Source organism: Moraxella sp. FZFQ2102, from assembly GCF_024137865.1.
In the GTDB taxonomy this organism is placed as follows: domain Bacteria; phylum Pseudomonadota; class Gammaproteobacteria; order Pseudomonadales; family Moraxellaceae; genus Moraxella.
On record NZ_CP099960.1, the window covers coordinates 534,921 to 551,321 of the forward strand.

Here is a 16,401-nt window from a genome sequence, read left to right on the forward strand (position 1 = left end):
ACTTATGCCTCAATCTGCTCAATAATTTCATCAATCTGACGGCGTAGTTCATCAATTTTAGCAACGGTGATTTTTATTTCACTATTGAGTACATTAATATCAATCGTTTCACGCGTATCTTTTGCCTCAACATAACTACTGACCGCTAGATTATAATCATTGGCTTTAATCGTTTCATAATCCACCATCACCGCTTGATGGGCAACATCTACCTTATCGGCAAATAAGCTCATAATAGTTGCAATGTGTTCATCGGTTAAAATGTTATTATTGGTTTCTTTTTTAAATAATTCACTAGCATCAATAAATTGCGTACGGTTATCCGTTTTATGTTTTGATAATACCAAAATATTCACCGCAATACTCGTACCAAAAAATAAATTCGGTGCTAGGGCAATGACTGTTTCTACATAGTTATTATCTACCAAATATTGACGGATTTTTTGCTCCGCTCCACCCCGATAAAAAATCCCTGGGAAAGAAACAATCGCCGCACGCCCTCTGGCAGACAGATAATTGAGTGCGTGCAGAATAAACGCAAAATCCGCCTTGGATTTGGGCGCCAACACCCCAGCTGGTGCAAAACGCTCATCATTAATCAGCACGGGATCATCAGAGCCAATCCATTTCACCGAGTACGGTGGATTGGAGACGATGGCGTCAAATGGCTTGTCGTTTTGTAGCTGTGGGCTAATGAGCGTATCACCCAGCTCAATATGAAATTTATCATAATTAATATTATGCAAAAACATATTCATACGAGCCAAGTTATAAGTCGTATGGTTAATTTCTTGGCCAAAAAACCCTTCTTCGATCACATGTTCATCAAACTGCTTTTTGGCTTGTAGCAGTAGCGAACCTGAACCACAAGCAGGGTCATAGATTTTATTGACCGTGCTTTGTCCATGCAGTGCTAATTTTGCGATGAGCTTAGAGACATGCTGCGGTGTAAAGAACTCGCCACCTGATTTACCTGCATTGGCCGCATAATTTGAGATCAAAAACTCATAGGCATCGCCAAACAGATCAATTTGATTGTCATTAAAATCACCAAAATCCAGCTCAGCCACGCCTTTTAATACCGCCGCCAAGCGTTTGTTTTTATCCGCCACGGTATTGCCCAAGCGGTTACTGGTGGTGTCAAAGTCAGCAAACAGGCCTTTGATGTCATTTTCAGAATCATAGCCACTGGCTGATGACTCGATGGCACTAAAAATATTCGCCAAATCGGTGTTTAGATCTGGATTGGTATGTGCGTTTTTGGCGACATTGACGAATAATTGGCTTGGATAAATAAAAAACCCTTTGGCCTTGATCGTATCGTCTTTGATGGCATCCAAAATAGGATTGGCATCATCAAACTGAGCATAATTGACGCTATCATCCCCAGCCTCGATATAATCGGCAAAATTCTCACTGATAAAGCGATAAAACAATGCCCCTAAGACATATTGCTTAAAATCCCAACCATCCACAGAGCCACGAACATCGTTGGCGATCTGCCAAATACGGCGGTGAAGTTCGGCGCGTTGTTGCATACTGGTCATCATAGTTTCCTTAGCTTTCGTCATCAGATTAAATAACTCTCATTGTAGCATAAAAATTGACATAAAAATAAGGCTTAGTATCAGATACTAAGCCTTATTCATCAAGCCCTATGGCTCACTGTGATGCATCAGCCACGCACAGCTTTCACTGCTTCATCGACGGCTTTTGTGAAGCGTGCGATGACTTCCTTGCACTCATCAGCGGTGATGGTGATTGGGCAAAGTAGGCGTACCACCGTACCACCACGACCACCACGCTCAAGTAGTAGCTTATTATCAAAGCAGGCTTTTTGGATCGCTGCGGCAAGCTCGGCATCTGCAGGGTATGAGCCCATGTGGTCAGCAGCTTTACGCTCATCGACAATCTCAATACCTGTCATCAGACCACGGCCACGCACATGACCGATACATGGATATTGTTCTGCGACTTTCTTAAGTTCAGCGCGTAAAAACTCGCCTTGGATGCGAGAGTTCTCAGCTAGGTTGTTTTTGGTGATTTCTTCTAGGACATTATAACCTGCTGCCATCGCCAGCTGATTACCACGGAATGTGCCTGTATGACCTGCTGGCGCCCATGCATCAAATTTCTTATTGATTGCAAGTACGCACAGTGGCAAACCGCCACCGACCGCCTTACTCATCACCACCACATCAGGGGTGATGCCTGCGTGTTCAAAGGCAAACATCTTGCCAGAGCGAGCAAAGCCTGCCTGTACTTCATCTAGGATAAGTACGATGTCATGACGGGCAGTGACTTCACGGATTTTTTGTAGCCATTTGGCAGGTGCTGGGACGACACCGCCCTCGCCTTGGATGGCCTCTAGGATGACCGCAGCAGGCTTGACCACACCACTTTCGACATCTTCGATGAAGTTCTCAAAATAATAAGTCAAGGCATCGACACCTGCTTCACCGCCTAAACCCAGTGGGCAACGGTATTCGTGCGGATATGGCATGAACTGCACGCCTGCCATCAGATTGCCGACTTTTTCTTTGGCAGATAGGTTGCCAGTCATGGCAAGTGAGCCATGCGTCATGCCATGATAGCCACCGCTAAAGGCGATGACATTGTCACGACCTGTATAAGTCTTGGCAAGCTTAATCGCAGCCTCTGTGCCGTCCGCACCTGTTGGGCCACAAAATTGCAGAACGAAGTCTTGTGGGAAAAATGACAACAACTTTTCGGTAAACGCATCTTTGATCGGCGTTGTGATGTCAAGGGTGTGCAATGGCAACCCGCTTTCCAATACATCTTTGATGGCGTTAATCGTAGCAGGATGATTATGCCCAAGAGCAAGTGTGCCTGCACCAGCTAAGCAGTCAAGGTATTCATTACCCTCGACATCAGTGATCCAGCAACCTTGTGCTTTGGCGATTGCCAACGGCAGCTTGCGTGGGTAACTGCGAACATTAGACTCCATCTCATTTTGGCGAGTTAGGTAGTATTCATTGGTCGCATCAGTGATTGGTTTTACAGGTGTTGCATTCATAAAACAGCCTTAACAAAGTTTAAGTCGTGGTTATCTTTTCCTATGACTTATGGGTGAAAATGACCAAGTCTATGACTTGAGTGTATGCTTGTTTTCTATCACAAAAACAAACAAGCGCATGATACGCCTTTTTTTAAAAAATAAAAGCTTTTTTTTGCCAAATTGCCAAACTTTTTTGTAACCAAGCATCGTTTTCACCCTTGCCATATTTACTTACGCTTTTTAGCGATTTACACAGATGATTTTATAGAAATTTTATGGCAATTTCGTTACAATAGCCTATTTAATTGACACACCAGTACAATGACCATCACCGACCCACTTCGCAACACCAAAATCCCCACCACCGACCCACAAGCAGGGCTAAAGCTCACCGAGATTTTTTATTCGCTACAAGGTGAAGCATTAGCATCGGGATTGCCGACGATTTTTATCCGATTGACAGGCTGTCCGCTCCGCTGTACTTATTGTGATACCACTTATTCATTTACAGGTGGTGAGCGTTTTAGCTTAGATGAGATTATTGATCATATCAGCCAATATCCGTGCAAGCGTGTCTGCGTGACTGGTGGTGAGCCTCTGGCACAGCCTAATGCCATCGCTTTGATGGATAGATTATTAAGCTTGGGTTATGAAATCTCGCTTGAGACCGCAGGGGCATTATCCGTCAAAGATGTCCCTACTGCCGTCTCAAAAGTGATGGATCTAAAGACACCTTCATCCGGTGAGATGGATAAAAATCTGTGGAAGAATTTGGATTATCTCACTCATCACGACCAACTCAAAATCGTCATCGCCGATCGTGCGGACTATGATTGGGCGGTGGCACAGCTACACGCTTATGAGCTTGACAAAAAAGTCGGTACGGTGTGGTTCTCGCCAATGTTTGATGTCCACACCGCTCACAAGGGCGAAGTGCCAAATATAGCAACACAACTGGCCGAATGGATACTGGCTGATGGCTTGCCGGTGCGTTTTGGGCTTCAGTTACACAAAATTATCTGGGCAGATGCCAAAGGTAAATAATCAATCACAAGGATGTCATGATGCTAAAACTTATCCTAATCGGTGTGGTCGCAGGGGCATTTTTTAGCTCAACCTTTGTACTCAATGAGCTGATGTCCAGCCAAGGTGGTCATTGGTTTTGGTCGGCATCATTACGCTATGTGTTCATGTGGCTATTGTTATCAGCAATGATTGGCATCAAAAGCGGTGTTGGTACGCTTGCCGGCCTGTGCCGTTTATTTGGCGAGCATTATAAATTTTGGTGCATCGCAGGTGGTATTGGCTTTGGGCTATTTTATGCACCGCTATGTTTTGGTGCGGATCATGCACCCGGTTGGGTGATCGCAGCGACTTTTCAGTTTACGACAGTGGCAAGCCTGATCGTGCTTGCACTTTTTGGCGAGACGATCAATAAAAAAGTCATCGCCACCAGCGTGCTGATCTTTGCCGGGGTGGTGCTGACCAATATCGGCGAAGGCTTACATGGCGGCGAGACAGGCTCGCTGACGACTTTGCTACTGCTTGGTGCGCTGCCTTGTTTGGTAGCGGGATTTTGTTTCCCGATTGGCAATCAGCTGGTTTGGTATGCCACTCGTCCACCATCAACGCATCCCTTGTTATCCAAAGTGCCGCATTTGACCAGCGAGCTGATGGCAAGTCCACTGCACAAGGTATGGCTACTGTCGGCAGGCTCGCTACCGTTTTGGGTGCTGCTTGGGCTCGTGGTACAGCCGCCGATACTAGGGGTATCACAAGCGTTTAATGCCCTATTGGTCGCCTTATTTGCTGGCGTTATTGCCACATCACTATTTTTGTACGCTCGCTCAAAGGCAGCCAATGGCGGTCAAATCGCTGGGGTCGATGCCACTCAAGCCACCGAAGTGATTTTTTCGCTGATTGGCGGTGTGCTACTACTTGGTACACCGATGCCATCGGTGATGAGCTGGATTGGCATTGCGATGGTGAGTGTTGGTATTGTGTTATTTTGTCGGATGCAAAGTTAGATGAATTTACCGTTTAGCCCTGAGCAAATGATCTATCTATTGGACATGGTCGGCATCATCGCCTGTGCAATTGCTGGTACGACGCTTGCTCTGTACAAGCGATTTGATTTGTTTGGCTGTATCTTGGTGTCGATGGTCAATGCCATCGGTGGTGGCACACTTAGAGATGTGATGCTAGGTCGCCATCCGCTGTTTTGGATGACGGATCTCAACTATGTCGTTGTGATTACACTGACATCGATTTTGGGGCAGATGTTTTTTTACCGTCATCAGAAGATTGATGGGATGTTAAAATTATTTGACGCTATCGGTTTGGCAGCGTTTAGCGTGATTGGTCTGACAGTGGCGTTATCGCTTGATGCACATCCAATCATTGCCATACTGATGGCGGTGATGACGAGTATCGCAGGCGGTATCATGCGTGATATGATCTGTAATGAAATCCCCTTGGTGCTCCAAAAAGAAATCTACATCTCAGCCAGTATCATAGGCTCAGTGCTGTATCTGACACTGCTGCACTTCGGTGTCGCTGACTGGGTGCGTGAGACGGTGGCACTGATTAGCATCTTTGGCATACGGATGCTGGCGGTGAAGTTTGATTGGCATTTGCCATCGATACAGTTGAGACGGTGAAATATCACTAGCGGTCAGTTGATACATCAATAAAAAAAGCTTGTATGGTTATAACATCTATTCATTTGAATCAGTCATAAAATTCACTGATAATACAACGGATAAGTTAAACAGCGATAAAGGATTATACATCATGCCATTTTTGGTTAATGTCAGTCAGCAACTGACTCGTTTTACTGCACTGGTGATCATCGCCGCTGCAATCATTGCTATGATCGAGCCTGCCACTTTTTCTTGGGTAAAAGACAATGCCCAAATGCTTGTCCTAGGGACAATCATGCTTGGTATGGGGATGACATTAGGCAAGCAAGATTATCAAATCTTAGCCAAACGCCCTTTCGATATTTTGGTCGGCACCATCGCACAGTACACCATCATGCCACTACTTGCCATCGGCATTAGTAAGATGCTGAATCTGTCAGATGGTTTAACATTAGGTTTGGTACTGGTCGGCTGTTGTCCTGGTGGCGTATCCTCGAACATCATGAGTTATCTTGCCAAAGGCGATGTTGCATTTTCTGTCGGCATGACAACCGCTTCAACCATTTTGGCACCTGTCATGGCACCGCTATGGATGTTATACTTGGTCGGAGAAACTGTCGCTATGGACGGTTGGGGTATGTTCAAATTTATGCTGATTGTCACCTTATTCCCTGTGCTAATCGGCTCATTTGCCAATATCACTTTGCAAAACAAATCATGGTTCGCTGATGTCAGAAATATTATGCCAGGCGTGGCTGTGCTTGCTTTTGCCGCTATCGTAGGTGGTGTGGCAGCCGTACATGGTCATCGATTTTTTGAATCAGCCTTAGTCATGGTCGCTGCCATCGCACTGCATAATATCGGTGGCTATTTGCTGGGTTATTTTTCTGGTGCGTTTATGGGAATGAATACCGCCAAAAAGCGTACGCTTGCCATCGAAGTGGGTGTACAAAATGCTGGGCTTGCTACAGGTCTGAGTGCAAAATTTTTCCCTGCCAATGCTGAATCTGCCGTTGCCACTGCAGTTGCTTGTGTTTGGCATTCCATTTCAGGTACTGTACTTGGCAATGCTTTTGCTTGGTGGGATAAAAGAACCAAATCCAGCTCTGATTAATTCCTGCGGCTTTAAATTTATTATGCCATTGTCCCATTAGATAATTTTCAATAATCAAACAGGACAATGGCATATGCTATTTAGTCTAAACTTATGAAATGCACTCGATTCAGTCCATCTGATATTTATGACATAATTATAATCTAACAAGGTACCAAATCTCCGATGATAAGCTATAGATTTCAACCACCTTGTTCCAATACACCTCCAACCGCCCCAATATCCAAATCACTATCTCAGTCTTATTAAAACCCCTAGAAGTAAATCACTACCCCATCACCCCATCCACTCTAGGCTGCATCAGCATCCGCCCAAAGCCAATGACAAACAGCGCAAAACAAATCATCCACAAGCCCTGCGCATAAGCAATTAACGCCATATAATCATCAACAAACAGCGGCAGCGCCGAGCGCACCAACACACAGCCAATCATCAGCGTAAACATCACGCCAACCAAGCGCGGCGGCTCATGGATATTGCGACCTGTATGCCCAAGGCTAACACGCGCCATCATCGCCACCGTCATCATGCCAATACCCGTCAAAGCAAGCAAATGCACGCCTGCATTAATCGGCAAATCCAGTATCGGCGTTACGCTCAGCATGACAAACGCCGCCACCATACCCCAAAACGATAGATACAGCGACCACAACAGCGGCTTAATCCAAATGCCGTGATGGTGCCAGCCGATCAATCGCCATGCATTGATAAATGCACACACCGCCGCCCCAAGTGATAGCAGCCACGGCACATCTGCCAAAAACCCGATGACAAACACCACAAAGCTCACAAGGCTCATACGATCACGCCACGCGGCATTCGGCAGACTCACCTGCTCGCCTGTGGGCTTACGGTCTTTACCGACGGTGACGCCTTTTTCGATAAAAAATGGTAGCACACGCCGACCAATCGTCAGCACCACACCAATCACCAAAAACAGCGCAACATACAGCGACAACCACTGACCGCCCGTATACCCAACACTGCTGGCAAGCAAAAATCCCAACTGACATAAGAGCAGCAGCACAAGCTTGGCAACGATACCCGCTTGGCGTTTTTGGCGCACAAGCCACACCGCACGCGTCACCACCGCCGTCACCAATGCCCAAAAAATCACATCTGCCATCAGCGCGATCAACAGCACACCTTTGGCAACATCATCAGTAATGAATAATGCAGCTGCGAACAACACGCGCGCCACAAGCCACGGCAGATAAATACCAAACAGCTTCCAGCCCACAGGCATCGGCACGCCGGTCCATGCCTTCACCGCCGTCAGCAAAAACCCAGCAATCACCGCCAGCGCATAGCCAAACACCATCTCATGCCCATGCCAATAAAACAGCGATACGCCAAAATCTTTAAGCATCACGCTCGGCGAGACAATCAGCGCATAATGCCACAGCAGCATGGTGATGATGGCAAACACTGCCGAGCTTAGGAAAAATACACGAAAGCCAAGATTCAGCAGTGGATGTGGGGATTTTTGTGGTTTGGCGATATTAATCAACATGGCAATCACCTTAGGATTTGGTTGTTATAATAAATTTGCTTGACAATCATCCACTTATCCCAAAAATAGAGTATTTTTATAACTTTATAATTTTTAATGAGATTTTGGGATATATCACATACATCTATGGATAATTTTAAGACAAATTAATAACTTATCAGTCAAATATTAATCAAGTTATCATGGATAAACGGTAAATTTTACTGTAAATCATGGCAATCGATTAAGCAATACTTCTAAAGTGGCAACAGTATAAAAATCAGCGATATTTTAATAATGCTAATCACTGACTATAATCTCGCTCACCAAAAATCGCCGTTCCCAAGCGCACCATCGTTGAGCCATGCGCCACCGCATCTGCCATATCACCACTCATGCCCATGCTGATGCTATCCCATGCGGCAAGTTCAAACCGCTCTGCCATCTCATCGAACAATGCTTTTGTGCGTACAAATGCATCACTACCATCTTTGCTTGGAATGACCATCAAGCCACGCAAGCTCAGATTTTCGCACGCTTGAATACAAGCAATCAGGGCAGGCACTTCATCGGGCGTGCAGCCCGATTTGCTGTCTTCGTCGTCGATATTGACTTGGATTAGGACATTTAATGGTGGCAAACCTGCGCGCTGCTCGTTCAGACGCGTGGCGATCACTTCGCGCGAGACGGTATGCACCCAGTCAAAATGCTTGGCAATATCACGCGTCTTATTGCGCTGAATGCTGCCGATATAATGCCAGACGATCGGCAAATCATTCAGCTCATCCATCTTCGCCATCGCTTCTTGCAGATAATTTTCCCCAAAATCCACCTGCCCTGCCTGCACCAAAGCGCGAATCATCGCCGCAGGCTTGGTCTTGGACACCGCAAGCAAGCCACACGGATGGCTGCGATGTGCTGCATCATTGGCAGCTTGTAGAGCAGATTTGACAGCGTGAAAATTGGCAAGCAGTTGATTATTATCGATATTTTGGTGCATAGGATACCTTGATTGGGCGAGATGGTCAAAAATCTGGTTCAAATTTATGCCAATTATTGTAGCACAAATCAGCCTGCGCTTGCGATGACTTGGCAAATTTGCTTTAATAAGCATTTTTAAAGATTTTTGGCAGATTTTATGCTTAACCTAACCAACTTACTCACTTTCGCCCATGCCCAAGGCGCGTCTGATTTGCACTTATCCACCGGCAATGTCTTTATGCGTATCGATGGCGTGCTTACGCCTGTTGCCCTGCCTACGCCCGATCATCAGATGGTGAGCGATCTGTTGCGCTCGGTGATGAGTGATGCGCAGTACCAGACCTGGCAAAATGAGCTTGAATGTGATTTTGTCATCGAAGTGACGGGCGTGGCGCGCTTTCGTGTCAATGCCTTTTTTCAGACGCATGGCGCGGCGGCGGTATTTCGCACCATTGCAAGTACTGTACCAAGTCTAGATAGCCTATTTGATGATGAAATTTGTCAGATTCTTGAGCATATCAGCCACGCCAAATCAGGGCTTGTACTGGTCACAGGCAGCACAGGCTCAGGCAAATCCACCACGCTTGCCGCCATGGTCAATGCCATCAATCGCACGCAAGCTGCACACATTCTCACCATCGAAGACCCGATTGAATATCTACACACGAGTGATAAATCTCTCATCAGTCAGCGACAAGTCGGCAAGGATACGCACAGCTTTAGCCATGCGCTGCGCTCAGCACTGCGTGAAGATCCTGATGTGATTTTGGTCGGTGAACTTCGCGACCTTGAGAGCATTCGCCTTGCACTCACCGCTGCTGAGACTGGGCATTTAGTACTGGCGACGCTACACACTATCAATGCCGCCAAGAGCATTGATCGCATCATCGATGTGTTTGATTCGCATGAGAAAAATATGATTCGCACCATGCTTGCCGACTCGCTTACCGCGATCATCGCACAGCGGCTGCTGCCAAAGACAGGTGGTGGACGCGTGGCAGCATTAGAGATTTTGCAGCATACGCCTGCGGTAGCGAATTTGATCCGCGAAAATAAGCTTGCGCAGCTACCATCAGTGATCCAAACAGGGCAAGCACACGGTATGACAAGCCTTGATCAGTCGCTATTATCACTGGTCAAACAAGGCAAAATCAGTAAAGAGACGGCGAATTTAGCCGCAAAAGAGATGGTGTTTTGATTCACACATCGATAAAGACATCAACAAAAGGTTTGAGATTCATCAAACCTTTTTTAATCATCAATCAGCTTTCGGCTGTCTTTTGGCACTCACTACTGTCGCACACGCCATACAGCACCAATGAATGCCCCGACAGCTTAAAGCCATGTTCTTCAGCGACTTTAAACTGCTCTTGTTCGATGATTTCGTTATGAAACTCAACAATCTTACCGCAGACATCGCAGACCAAATGGTCATGATGCTCATCTTGTACGATTTCAAAGACCGATAAGTTATTCTCAAAATTATGACGCTCAACGATACCCGCCTGCTCAAACTGCGTCAGCACGCGATACACCGTCGCCAAACCCACATCCTCACCCTGCTCAGCCAAAGCGCGATAAACATCTTCAGCACTCATGTGATGATGTTCTGCATTCTCTAAAAGCTCAAGAATTTTAATGCGTGGTAAAGTAACTTTTAAACCTGCTTTGCGCAAATCTTTGTTGGTGAATGCCATGGTTTGCCCTTAAAAATTCTACAAAATTCAATAATGATAGATAAGCGATAATTTACCACAAAAATCACGCCGATGCACCTATAAATCCAAACAACTTCACAAAACATCACGATAAGTTTTACCAAATCATTGAGCAGTTTTTTCAAAATGTAACTGGCGCGCGCTGTTTTCACGATTTTACTTGCATAATCGCCAAGTTGTGTTTAATATGGTCGCAATTGTATTTTATTGACTTTGAACTACTCACCCTTGGGAGTGATGATGAAACAAGCAACCATCTTAAAAATCGCCAGCATCGGTCTGGTGTCGGCATTGACGCTGACAGGCTGTAATATTTTTCGCGTTTATACCATCGATTTGCCACAAGGCACGCCATTAAGCCAAGAGCAGGCATCACGCGTACAAGTCGGCATGAACCAAAACCAAGTGCTGTACTTGCTTGGCTCGCCTGCCATGCGCGACACCCTAGCACCGAACCGCTGGGACTATATCTATGACTACACCGCAGGCACGGACGGCAAGCGCAAAAAACAAAAAAATGTCAAAAATGCCACGCAGTACATGAGCATTTATTTTGACAATCAAGGTCGCGTCGCGCGCATCGAAGGTGCAGGCAGCCTACCTGAAACGCGTCATTGATTGACTTGTGGTGATTTTGAACAATCATCAATCATCATAAACCAAACGCCCAAAGCACTGAGTTTTGGGCGTTTTTATGTGTAGATTTTGCAAAATTATAAAAATCACAACGGTCGATAGCCGAGCTTTTTTAATTTCACTTTTGATTTGGATTTGCGCTTAGCCATCGGATCGATGGTTAAAGGTCGATAAATCTCAATGCGATCGCCAGCATTGAGTACAGTATCTAAACGCACTTTTTGGCTATAGATACCGACATACCACGCCTTGTGATTGGTGTCGCATGACAGATGTTCATTGCACCAAGTGGTAAACTTCGCCAAATTCGGCAAATTCAGCACACCACTTGAGCGCAGAGCATTGATGATGGTTGTGCCTGCAGGGACGCTCAGCTCTTGATAATGCTGCTGCCCCTGCTCATCGACATAAGCGATCGCAATGTCTATCATATCAGCCACTGCATCACCAAGCCAACAAATGCCACAATAATCGCGATCGGCACAATGATGCGCACCAATACGCGCCATAGGTTATAGCGAAGCTCTGAGCCGAAGTTCAAGGTCTTACGCAAGTGACTGATTTTCATCACAAATCCTGAGAAAATCGCCAATGACAATACCGCAACCAAACTCAGCACGATCAGTGCCATCAACAGCGCCTGCACAGGCACGATACTCAGCACCATGCACAAAACCAATGTCACCACCACACCGATAATCATACCAAAGCGCGCCATCAGCTGCATACCAGCATAATACAGTAAAAAGGCAGCGATCAATAGCATGCCAAGACTGGTCATCACAAAGGATAACTGTCCTACCAATGCATTACCTGCAAGCAAAGCAAACGCACCAAAAATCAGCTGCGTCAGCCAAATCGGTAAAATATAGCCTGTTAATGATTTCTTAGCCTGCATCAAACTTGGTGCGATGCTGACACCACCAAACCAGTACAAACCACTGCCAACACCCACGCACAGTAGCGCAAGCACCACTGCCTGTGCCCATTCGCCCAAGCTTGGCGCGGTCAGCACAGGCACGCTCACGGAGCTGTCAAACAGTGCCACTACTGAACCTGCTAAGATCAATAGCATCCCCACAGGCAATAGACGCGCTTTTAATAAACTTAAAATCAGCGCAATCACCGACACACCTGCCGCAAGACCAAGCGTCGGCACATTCACCGTACGAAACACATCAGGAAACTGCGATACCGCACCTACCGCAATGCGCGCACTGATGCTTGATGCGATCAAAATCGCCACCAATACCGACAGTACAGCAAAGATACGCCACACAAGGCTTGCATCCGCTTCACGCGTAAGCTTCTGCATTCCCTGCCAAGGTGTCGCTGCCGAACGCGCCGACAGTGCAAATTCAGCGAACAGCACAGGCAGACCAACCAGTACCATCGCCACAAACCACAGCAACCAAAAATCCAGCTCACGCGCCATATTCGGTGCTACTTGACTGGCAAATAACAGTGGCAAACTGCTCGCCACAAAAAATACCGTATAACGATGTAACATAGGAATATCCTATCGAAAATGTCGTACTATTTTAGCATATTTATCATAAAATGCAGTAAATGCTGTCTGCGCGTATCAGCAACAAAAAAAGCCCAGCAAAGGGCTTTTTTGGAAAAATCACGAATCAGTGTACCGCTGCTAGGTATTCTGATAGGATCTTGATGTCGCGATCTGACAGACGCGATGCAACCATCTGCATCATGCCTTTTTCGCCTTTTTTGGCAGCGTCATTGGTACGCACTTCCATATCGGTCGCTACATCATCTTCACGGCCTGCAGCACGGAATAGTTTTAGCTGAGTCGCTAGGTAAGTCGCGTGCTGACCGCCTAGGCGTGGGAATGCTGCATAAGCATTGCCTGCACCTTTTGGATCATGACAGCCTGCACAAGGAATCACGCCACGCGTCTTATCGCCACCTAGGTATAGCTTGGTCGCTGCAGCAACAGTGGCTTTATTACCATAGCTTGGTGTCCATGGTGCTTGGTTAGCATAGTAGCCTGCGACATTGGCAAGATCTTGCTGAGTTAGGCCCACCAGCTGAGCTTCCATCACACCATTACGGCGTGCTTTATTTTTGAAATCTACCAATTGCTTGTACAGATATTTGATATTTTGACCAGCTAGGTTGGGCTGCGCTGGTGCAACGCTCACGCCATTTGCGCCATGACACGCGGCACAGTTGACATCCACGATCGCTTTACCCGCTTCGATATCATAAGCAGGCACAGGATAAGAAACAGCATTGGCTGACAAACCGGTCAGACCAACACCCAGAGCTAGGGCAAATTTGGCTAGTGTTGCTTTTTGTGCAGGTTTCATAACAATTTCCTACTAACTTGGCTAAATCTTGGTTCGTGTAGCGCGACTGAAATCCTATCCAATATTCAGTACACCGTCTATATGCTAGACCGCTAACAAGGCATTATTCCTAAAACTTGGGCTATTATAGCAAGATTTGGCTAAATTTTCCTACAAAAATTGTGGTTTTGGTAACATTTTTTTAAAAAATTTTCGCCAAACACACCATCCAAGCAGTAATTTTATCAATTTTTATAAATAAATCAATCATTTATCATCACAGCTTATCACCAAGCCGCACTGATACATCACAGCAATCCCTGCTAATTTTAGCAATATTGGCAGTCTTGACAAGCGATATTTACCAAGTGTTATCGCCAAATAAGCCGCTCAGTAAGCTTGAAAATTATTTGCTCATATACTCGATCAATTGCTTAAAATCTTCATCGCTACAAGCCTTGCACAGCCCCATCGCAGGCATCTGTGGCATACCTTGGCGCGTGGATTTGACAAGTCCGTCCATGCCTTTTTGAGATTTCAGCTTTTGCCAAGTGGCGGTATCACCTGTTTTTGGGGCGTTTAGATTGCCTGAATCATGGCACGCCGCGCAGCTTTTTTGGTAAGTGTCCGCAGTATCCGCGTGTGATACCATGCCAAGTGCACTCAAACCAACAAGTGCAATTGCACCGATCATCTGTCGTAATTTCATAAACTTTCTCACAAGTAATGACGGCTGTTAGCACAGCCAATGTCTTTATTATGGGCTTTTTTCGAATAATTACAAGTATTATTGAGTAAAGTTAAGCGATTTGTACAAATGTTGAACAGTTTGGCACTTTTACATTTTCAGATTGGGGTAAATCATGATAAACTTAAGTGAATTTTTTATTTTGTGAAATCCTTATGAGTGCAGCGTATCTCAAGCAAATTCGCCAAACCAGTTTTTTGATGTCGGCACCGACTTTTAAGCTTTGTCCTACAGATTCAGGGTTTGAAGTGGCATTCGCTGGGCGTTCAAACGCAGGCAAATCATCAGCGATCAACACCATCACCCAACAAAAACAGCTCGCCCGCTCATCCAAAACCCCAGGGCGCACGCAGATGATCAACTTTTTCACCGTCGGGCATGAAGACGCACGCATCGTCGATTTACCAGGGTATGGCTATGCTGCCGTGCCTGAGAGCATGAAAATCAAATGGCAAAAAGAGCTGGAAGAATATCTGGTGTCGCGCAAATCCTTGGTGGGCTTGGTACTGATGACCGACATTCGCCATCCGCTTAAGTATTTTGACGAGCAGATGCTGCACTGGGCAAAAGATGGCGGTCTGCCTGTGCATGTGCTGCTGACTAAGGCAGATAAGCTTAAACGCGGCGCGCAAAAAACCGCCCTACTTGCCACCAAAAAACAACTACAAGCATTGGGTTTGCCATTTAGCATTCAGCTGTTTTCTGCGCTTAAAAAAGAAGGTCTAGATGAACTTGGAGCGGTGCTTGGCGAATGGCTACATTTAGATGAATTAAATAATATCGCCAAAGATGCACAAAGCAAATCTGAAGAAAGCGATAAACTTAACGCTATAAATACCGCTGATACCACCAACGATCAGCAAGGCGAATCCCATGAATAATGGCACTTTGTACATCGTCGCTACCCCGATCGGCAATCTGTCTGACATCACTGAGCGCGCCATCGCGACGCTCAAATCCGTCACCGTTATCGCTTGTGAAGATACACGCACTTCGGGTAAATTATTAAATTATTTTAACATCACCACACCGACCATCGCCTATCATGAGCATAATGCCGACAGCCAAACCACCAAAATCATCGAGCGACTACAACGCGGTGAATCGGTCGCTTTGATCAGCGATGCAGGCACGCCACTTGTCTCTGACCCTGGATTTCGCTTGGTCAAGGCGGCGCACGAAGCGGACTTGACCGTCATGCCGATTGTCGGGGCGTGCGCGATGATTGCGGCGCTATCGGCGGCAGGCTTGCCATCGGACAAGTTTAGCTTTATTGGCTTTTTACCTGCCAGGACACATGGACGGATTAAGACGCTTGATGAATGGGCGAATCGCGCTGAGACTTTGATTTTTTATGAAGCGCCGCATCGCATCAATGAGAGCTTAACGGACATGGTGACGGTATTTGGCGCCGATCGTGAAGCGGCGCTATGCCGTGAGCTGACCAAGACTTTTGAGACGATTAAAAAACTGCCACTGGGCGAGCTACTTGACTTTGTCAAAAATGATAGCAATCAGCAAAAAGGCGAGATCGTGCTTGTTGTCGCAGGCAAAGATAATGACGCACAAACCCCAGAAGATTATGATGCGTGGTTATTAAGAATCGCTCAAGATTTGCCACCAAAAAAAGCAGCTGCCATCGTCGCTGATGTCTTGGGGCTAAAAAAATCAGCGGTCTATGATCGCCTGCTTGAATTACAAAAAGCATGAATGATACCACCAATCTTGGCAAAGATGCAGAT

Annotated in this window: 17 protein-coding genes; 8 read left to right on the forward strand and 9 right to left on the reverse strand. The window is 46.1% G+C overall.

Translation table 11 applies throughout. From position 1 onward, the window contains the following. Positions 1 to 2: 2 nt before the first annotated feature. Together NGM44_RS02485 and NGM44_RS02490 are read right to left on the reverse strand one after the other, a co-directional pair. Complete coding sequence (locus NGM44_RS02485; protein WP_253224605.1) at positions 3 to 1,547, reverse strand: type I restriction-modification system subunit M; 1,545 nt, start codon at positions 1,545 to 1,547, stop codon at positions 3 to 5. Between the two features lie 128 nt (positions 1,548 to 1,675). Continuing rightward, positions 1,676 to 3,037, reverse strand: a complete 1,362-nt coding sequence (locus NGM44_RS02490) for a diaminobutyrate--2-oxoglutarate transaminase (protein WP_078317817.1) — start codon at positions 3,035 to 3,037, stop codon at positions 1,676 to 1,678. Positions 3,038 to 3,340: 303 nt separating this feature from the next. Between NGM44_RS02490 and queE the strand changes: the two genes are divergently transcribed. From queE to NGM44_RS02510, 4 genes are all read left to right on the forward strand, one after another. After that, complete coding sequence (gene queE, locus NGM44_RS02495; protein WP_253224099.1) at positions 3,341 to 4,063, forward strand: 7-carboxy-7-deazaguanine synthase QueE; 723 nt, start codon at positions 3,341 to 3,343, stop codon at positions 4,061 to 4,063. A 17-nt stretch (positions 4,064 to 4,080) separates the two neighbouring features. Next, entirely contained in the window at positions 4,081 to 5,046 is a 966-nt protein-coding gene (locus NGM44_RS02500; protein WP_371923525.1) for a multidrug resistance efflux transporter family protein, read from the forward strand. Beyond that, positions 5,047 to 5,679, forward strand: a complete 633-nt coding sequence (locus NGM44_RS02505; RefSeq protein WP_253224100.1) for a trimeric intracellular cation channel family protein — start codon at positions 5,047 to 5,049, stop codon at positions 5,677 to 5,679. A gap of 133 nt (positions 5,680 to 5,812) precedes the next feature. Then, positions 5,813 to 6,775: a bile acid:sodium symporter family protein gene (locus tag NGM44_RS02510; RefSeq protein WP_253224101.1), complete on the forward strand. Its 963-nt coding sequence runs from the start codon at positions 5,813 to 5,815 to the stop codon at positions 6,773 to 6,775. 268 nt (positions 6,776 to 7,043) lie between these two features. Here the strand turns inward: NGM44_RS02510 and NGM44_RS02515 are convergent, their stop codons facing one another. Then, entirely contained in the window at positions 7,044 to 8,288 is a 1,245-nt protein-coding gene (locus NGM44_RS02515; RefSeq protein WP_253224102.1) for an NnrS family protein, read from the reverse strand. A 283-nt stretch (positions 8,289 to 8,571) separates the two neighbouring features. Then, positions 8,572 to 9,267, reverse strand: a complete 696-nt coding sequence (locus tag NGM44_RS02520; RefSeq protein ID WP_253224103.1) for a YggS family pyridoxal phosphate-dependent enzyme — start codon at positions 9,265 to 9,267, stop codon at positions 8,572 to 8,574. Between the two features lie 138 nt (positions 9,268 to 9,405). Between NGM44_RS02520 and NGM44_RS02525 the strand changes: the two genes are divergently transcribed. After that, a complete protein-coding gene (locus NGM44_RS02525; protein WP_253224104.1) occupies positions 9,406 to 10,446 on the forward strand; it encodes a type IV pilus twitching motility protein PilT in 1,041 nt (346 codons plus the stop codon). Positions 10,447 to 10,510: 64 nt separating this feature from the next. On the opposite strand, the gene fur is transcribed toward NGM44_RS02525, so the two are convergent. Beyond that, a complete protein-coding gene (gene fur, locus NGM44_RS02530) occupies positions 10,511 to 10,945 on the reverse strand; it encodes a ferric iron uptake transcriptional regulator (RefSeq protein ID WP_253224105.1) in 435 nt (144 codons plus the stop codon). A gap of 258 nt (positions 10,946 to 11,203) precedes the next feature. Between fur and NGM44_RS02535 the strand changes: the two genes are divergently transcribed. After that, positions 11,204 to 11,584, forward strand: a complete 381-nt coding sequence (locus NGM44_RS02535; protein WP_253224106.1) for an outer membrane protein assembly factor BamE — start codon at positions 11,204 to 11,206, stop codon at positions 11,582 to 11,584. Positions 11,585 to 11,688: 104 nt separating this feature from the next. Here the strand turns inward: NGM44_RS02535 and NGM44_RS02540 are convergent, their stop codons facing one another. The 4 genes from NGM44_RS02540 to NGM44_RS02555 all read right to left on the reverse strand — a co-directional run bounded on the left by NGM44_RS02540 (position 11,689) and on the right by NGM44_RS02555 (position 14,563). Further along, positions 11,689 to 12,033, reverse strand: a complete 345-nt coding sequence (locus NGM44_RS02540) for an RnfH family protein (RefSeq protein ID WP_253224107.1) — start codon at positions 12,031 to 12,033, stop codon at positions 11,689 to 11,691. After that, a complete protein-coding gene (locus NGM44_RS02545) occupies positions 12,030 to 13,112 on the reverse strand; it encodes a hypothetical protein (RefSeq protein ID WP_253224108.1) in 1,083 nt (360 codons plus the stop codon). Before NGM44_RS02545 ends, NGM44_RS02540 begins: the two co-directional genes overlap by 4 nt. A gap of 124 nt (positions 13,113 to 13,236) precedes the next feature. Then, on the reverse strand, positions 13,237 to 13,932 hold the full coding sequence (locus tag NGM44_RS02550) for a cytochrome c (RefSeq protein ID WP_253224109.1): 696 nt from the start codon (positions 13,930 to 13,932) through the stop codon (positions 13,237 to 13,239). Positions 13,933 to 14,317: 385 nt separating this feature from the next. After that, positions 14,318 to 14,563 (reverse strand): cytochrome c5 family protein, encoded by a 246-nt coding sequence (locus tag NGM44_RS02555; RefSeq protein WP_371923536.1) that lies wholly within the window; start codon positions 14,561 to 14,563, stop codon positions 14,318 to 14,320. A gap of 251 nt (positions 14,564 to 14,814) precedes the next feature. On the opposite strand from NGM44_RS02555, the gene yihA reads away from it, so the two are divergent. Next, positions 14,815 to 15,540 carry a ribosome biogenesis GTP-binding protein YihA/YsxC gene (gene yihA / locus NGM44_RS02560; protein WP_253224111.1) on the forward strand — a complete coding sequence of 242 codons (726 nt, stop codon included), beginning with the start codon at positions 14,815 to 14,817 and terminating at the stop codon, positions 15,538 to 15,540. Continuing rightward, complete coding sequence (gene rsmI, locus NGM44_RS02565; RefSeq protein WP_253224112.1) at positions 15,533 to 16,369, forward strand: 16S rRNA (cytidine(1402)-2'-O)-methyltransferase; 837 nt, start codon at positions 15,533 to 15,535, stop codon at positions 16,367 to 16,369. The genes yihA and rsmI overlap by 8 nt, the downstream gene beginning before the upstream one ends. The last annotated feature ends 32 nt before the right edge of the window (positions 16,370 to 16,401 follow it).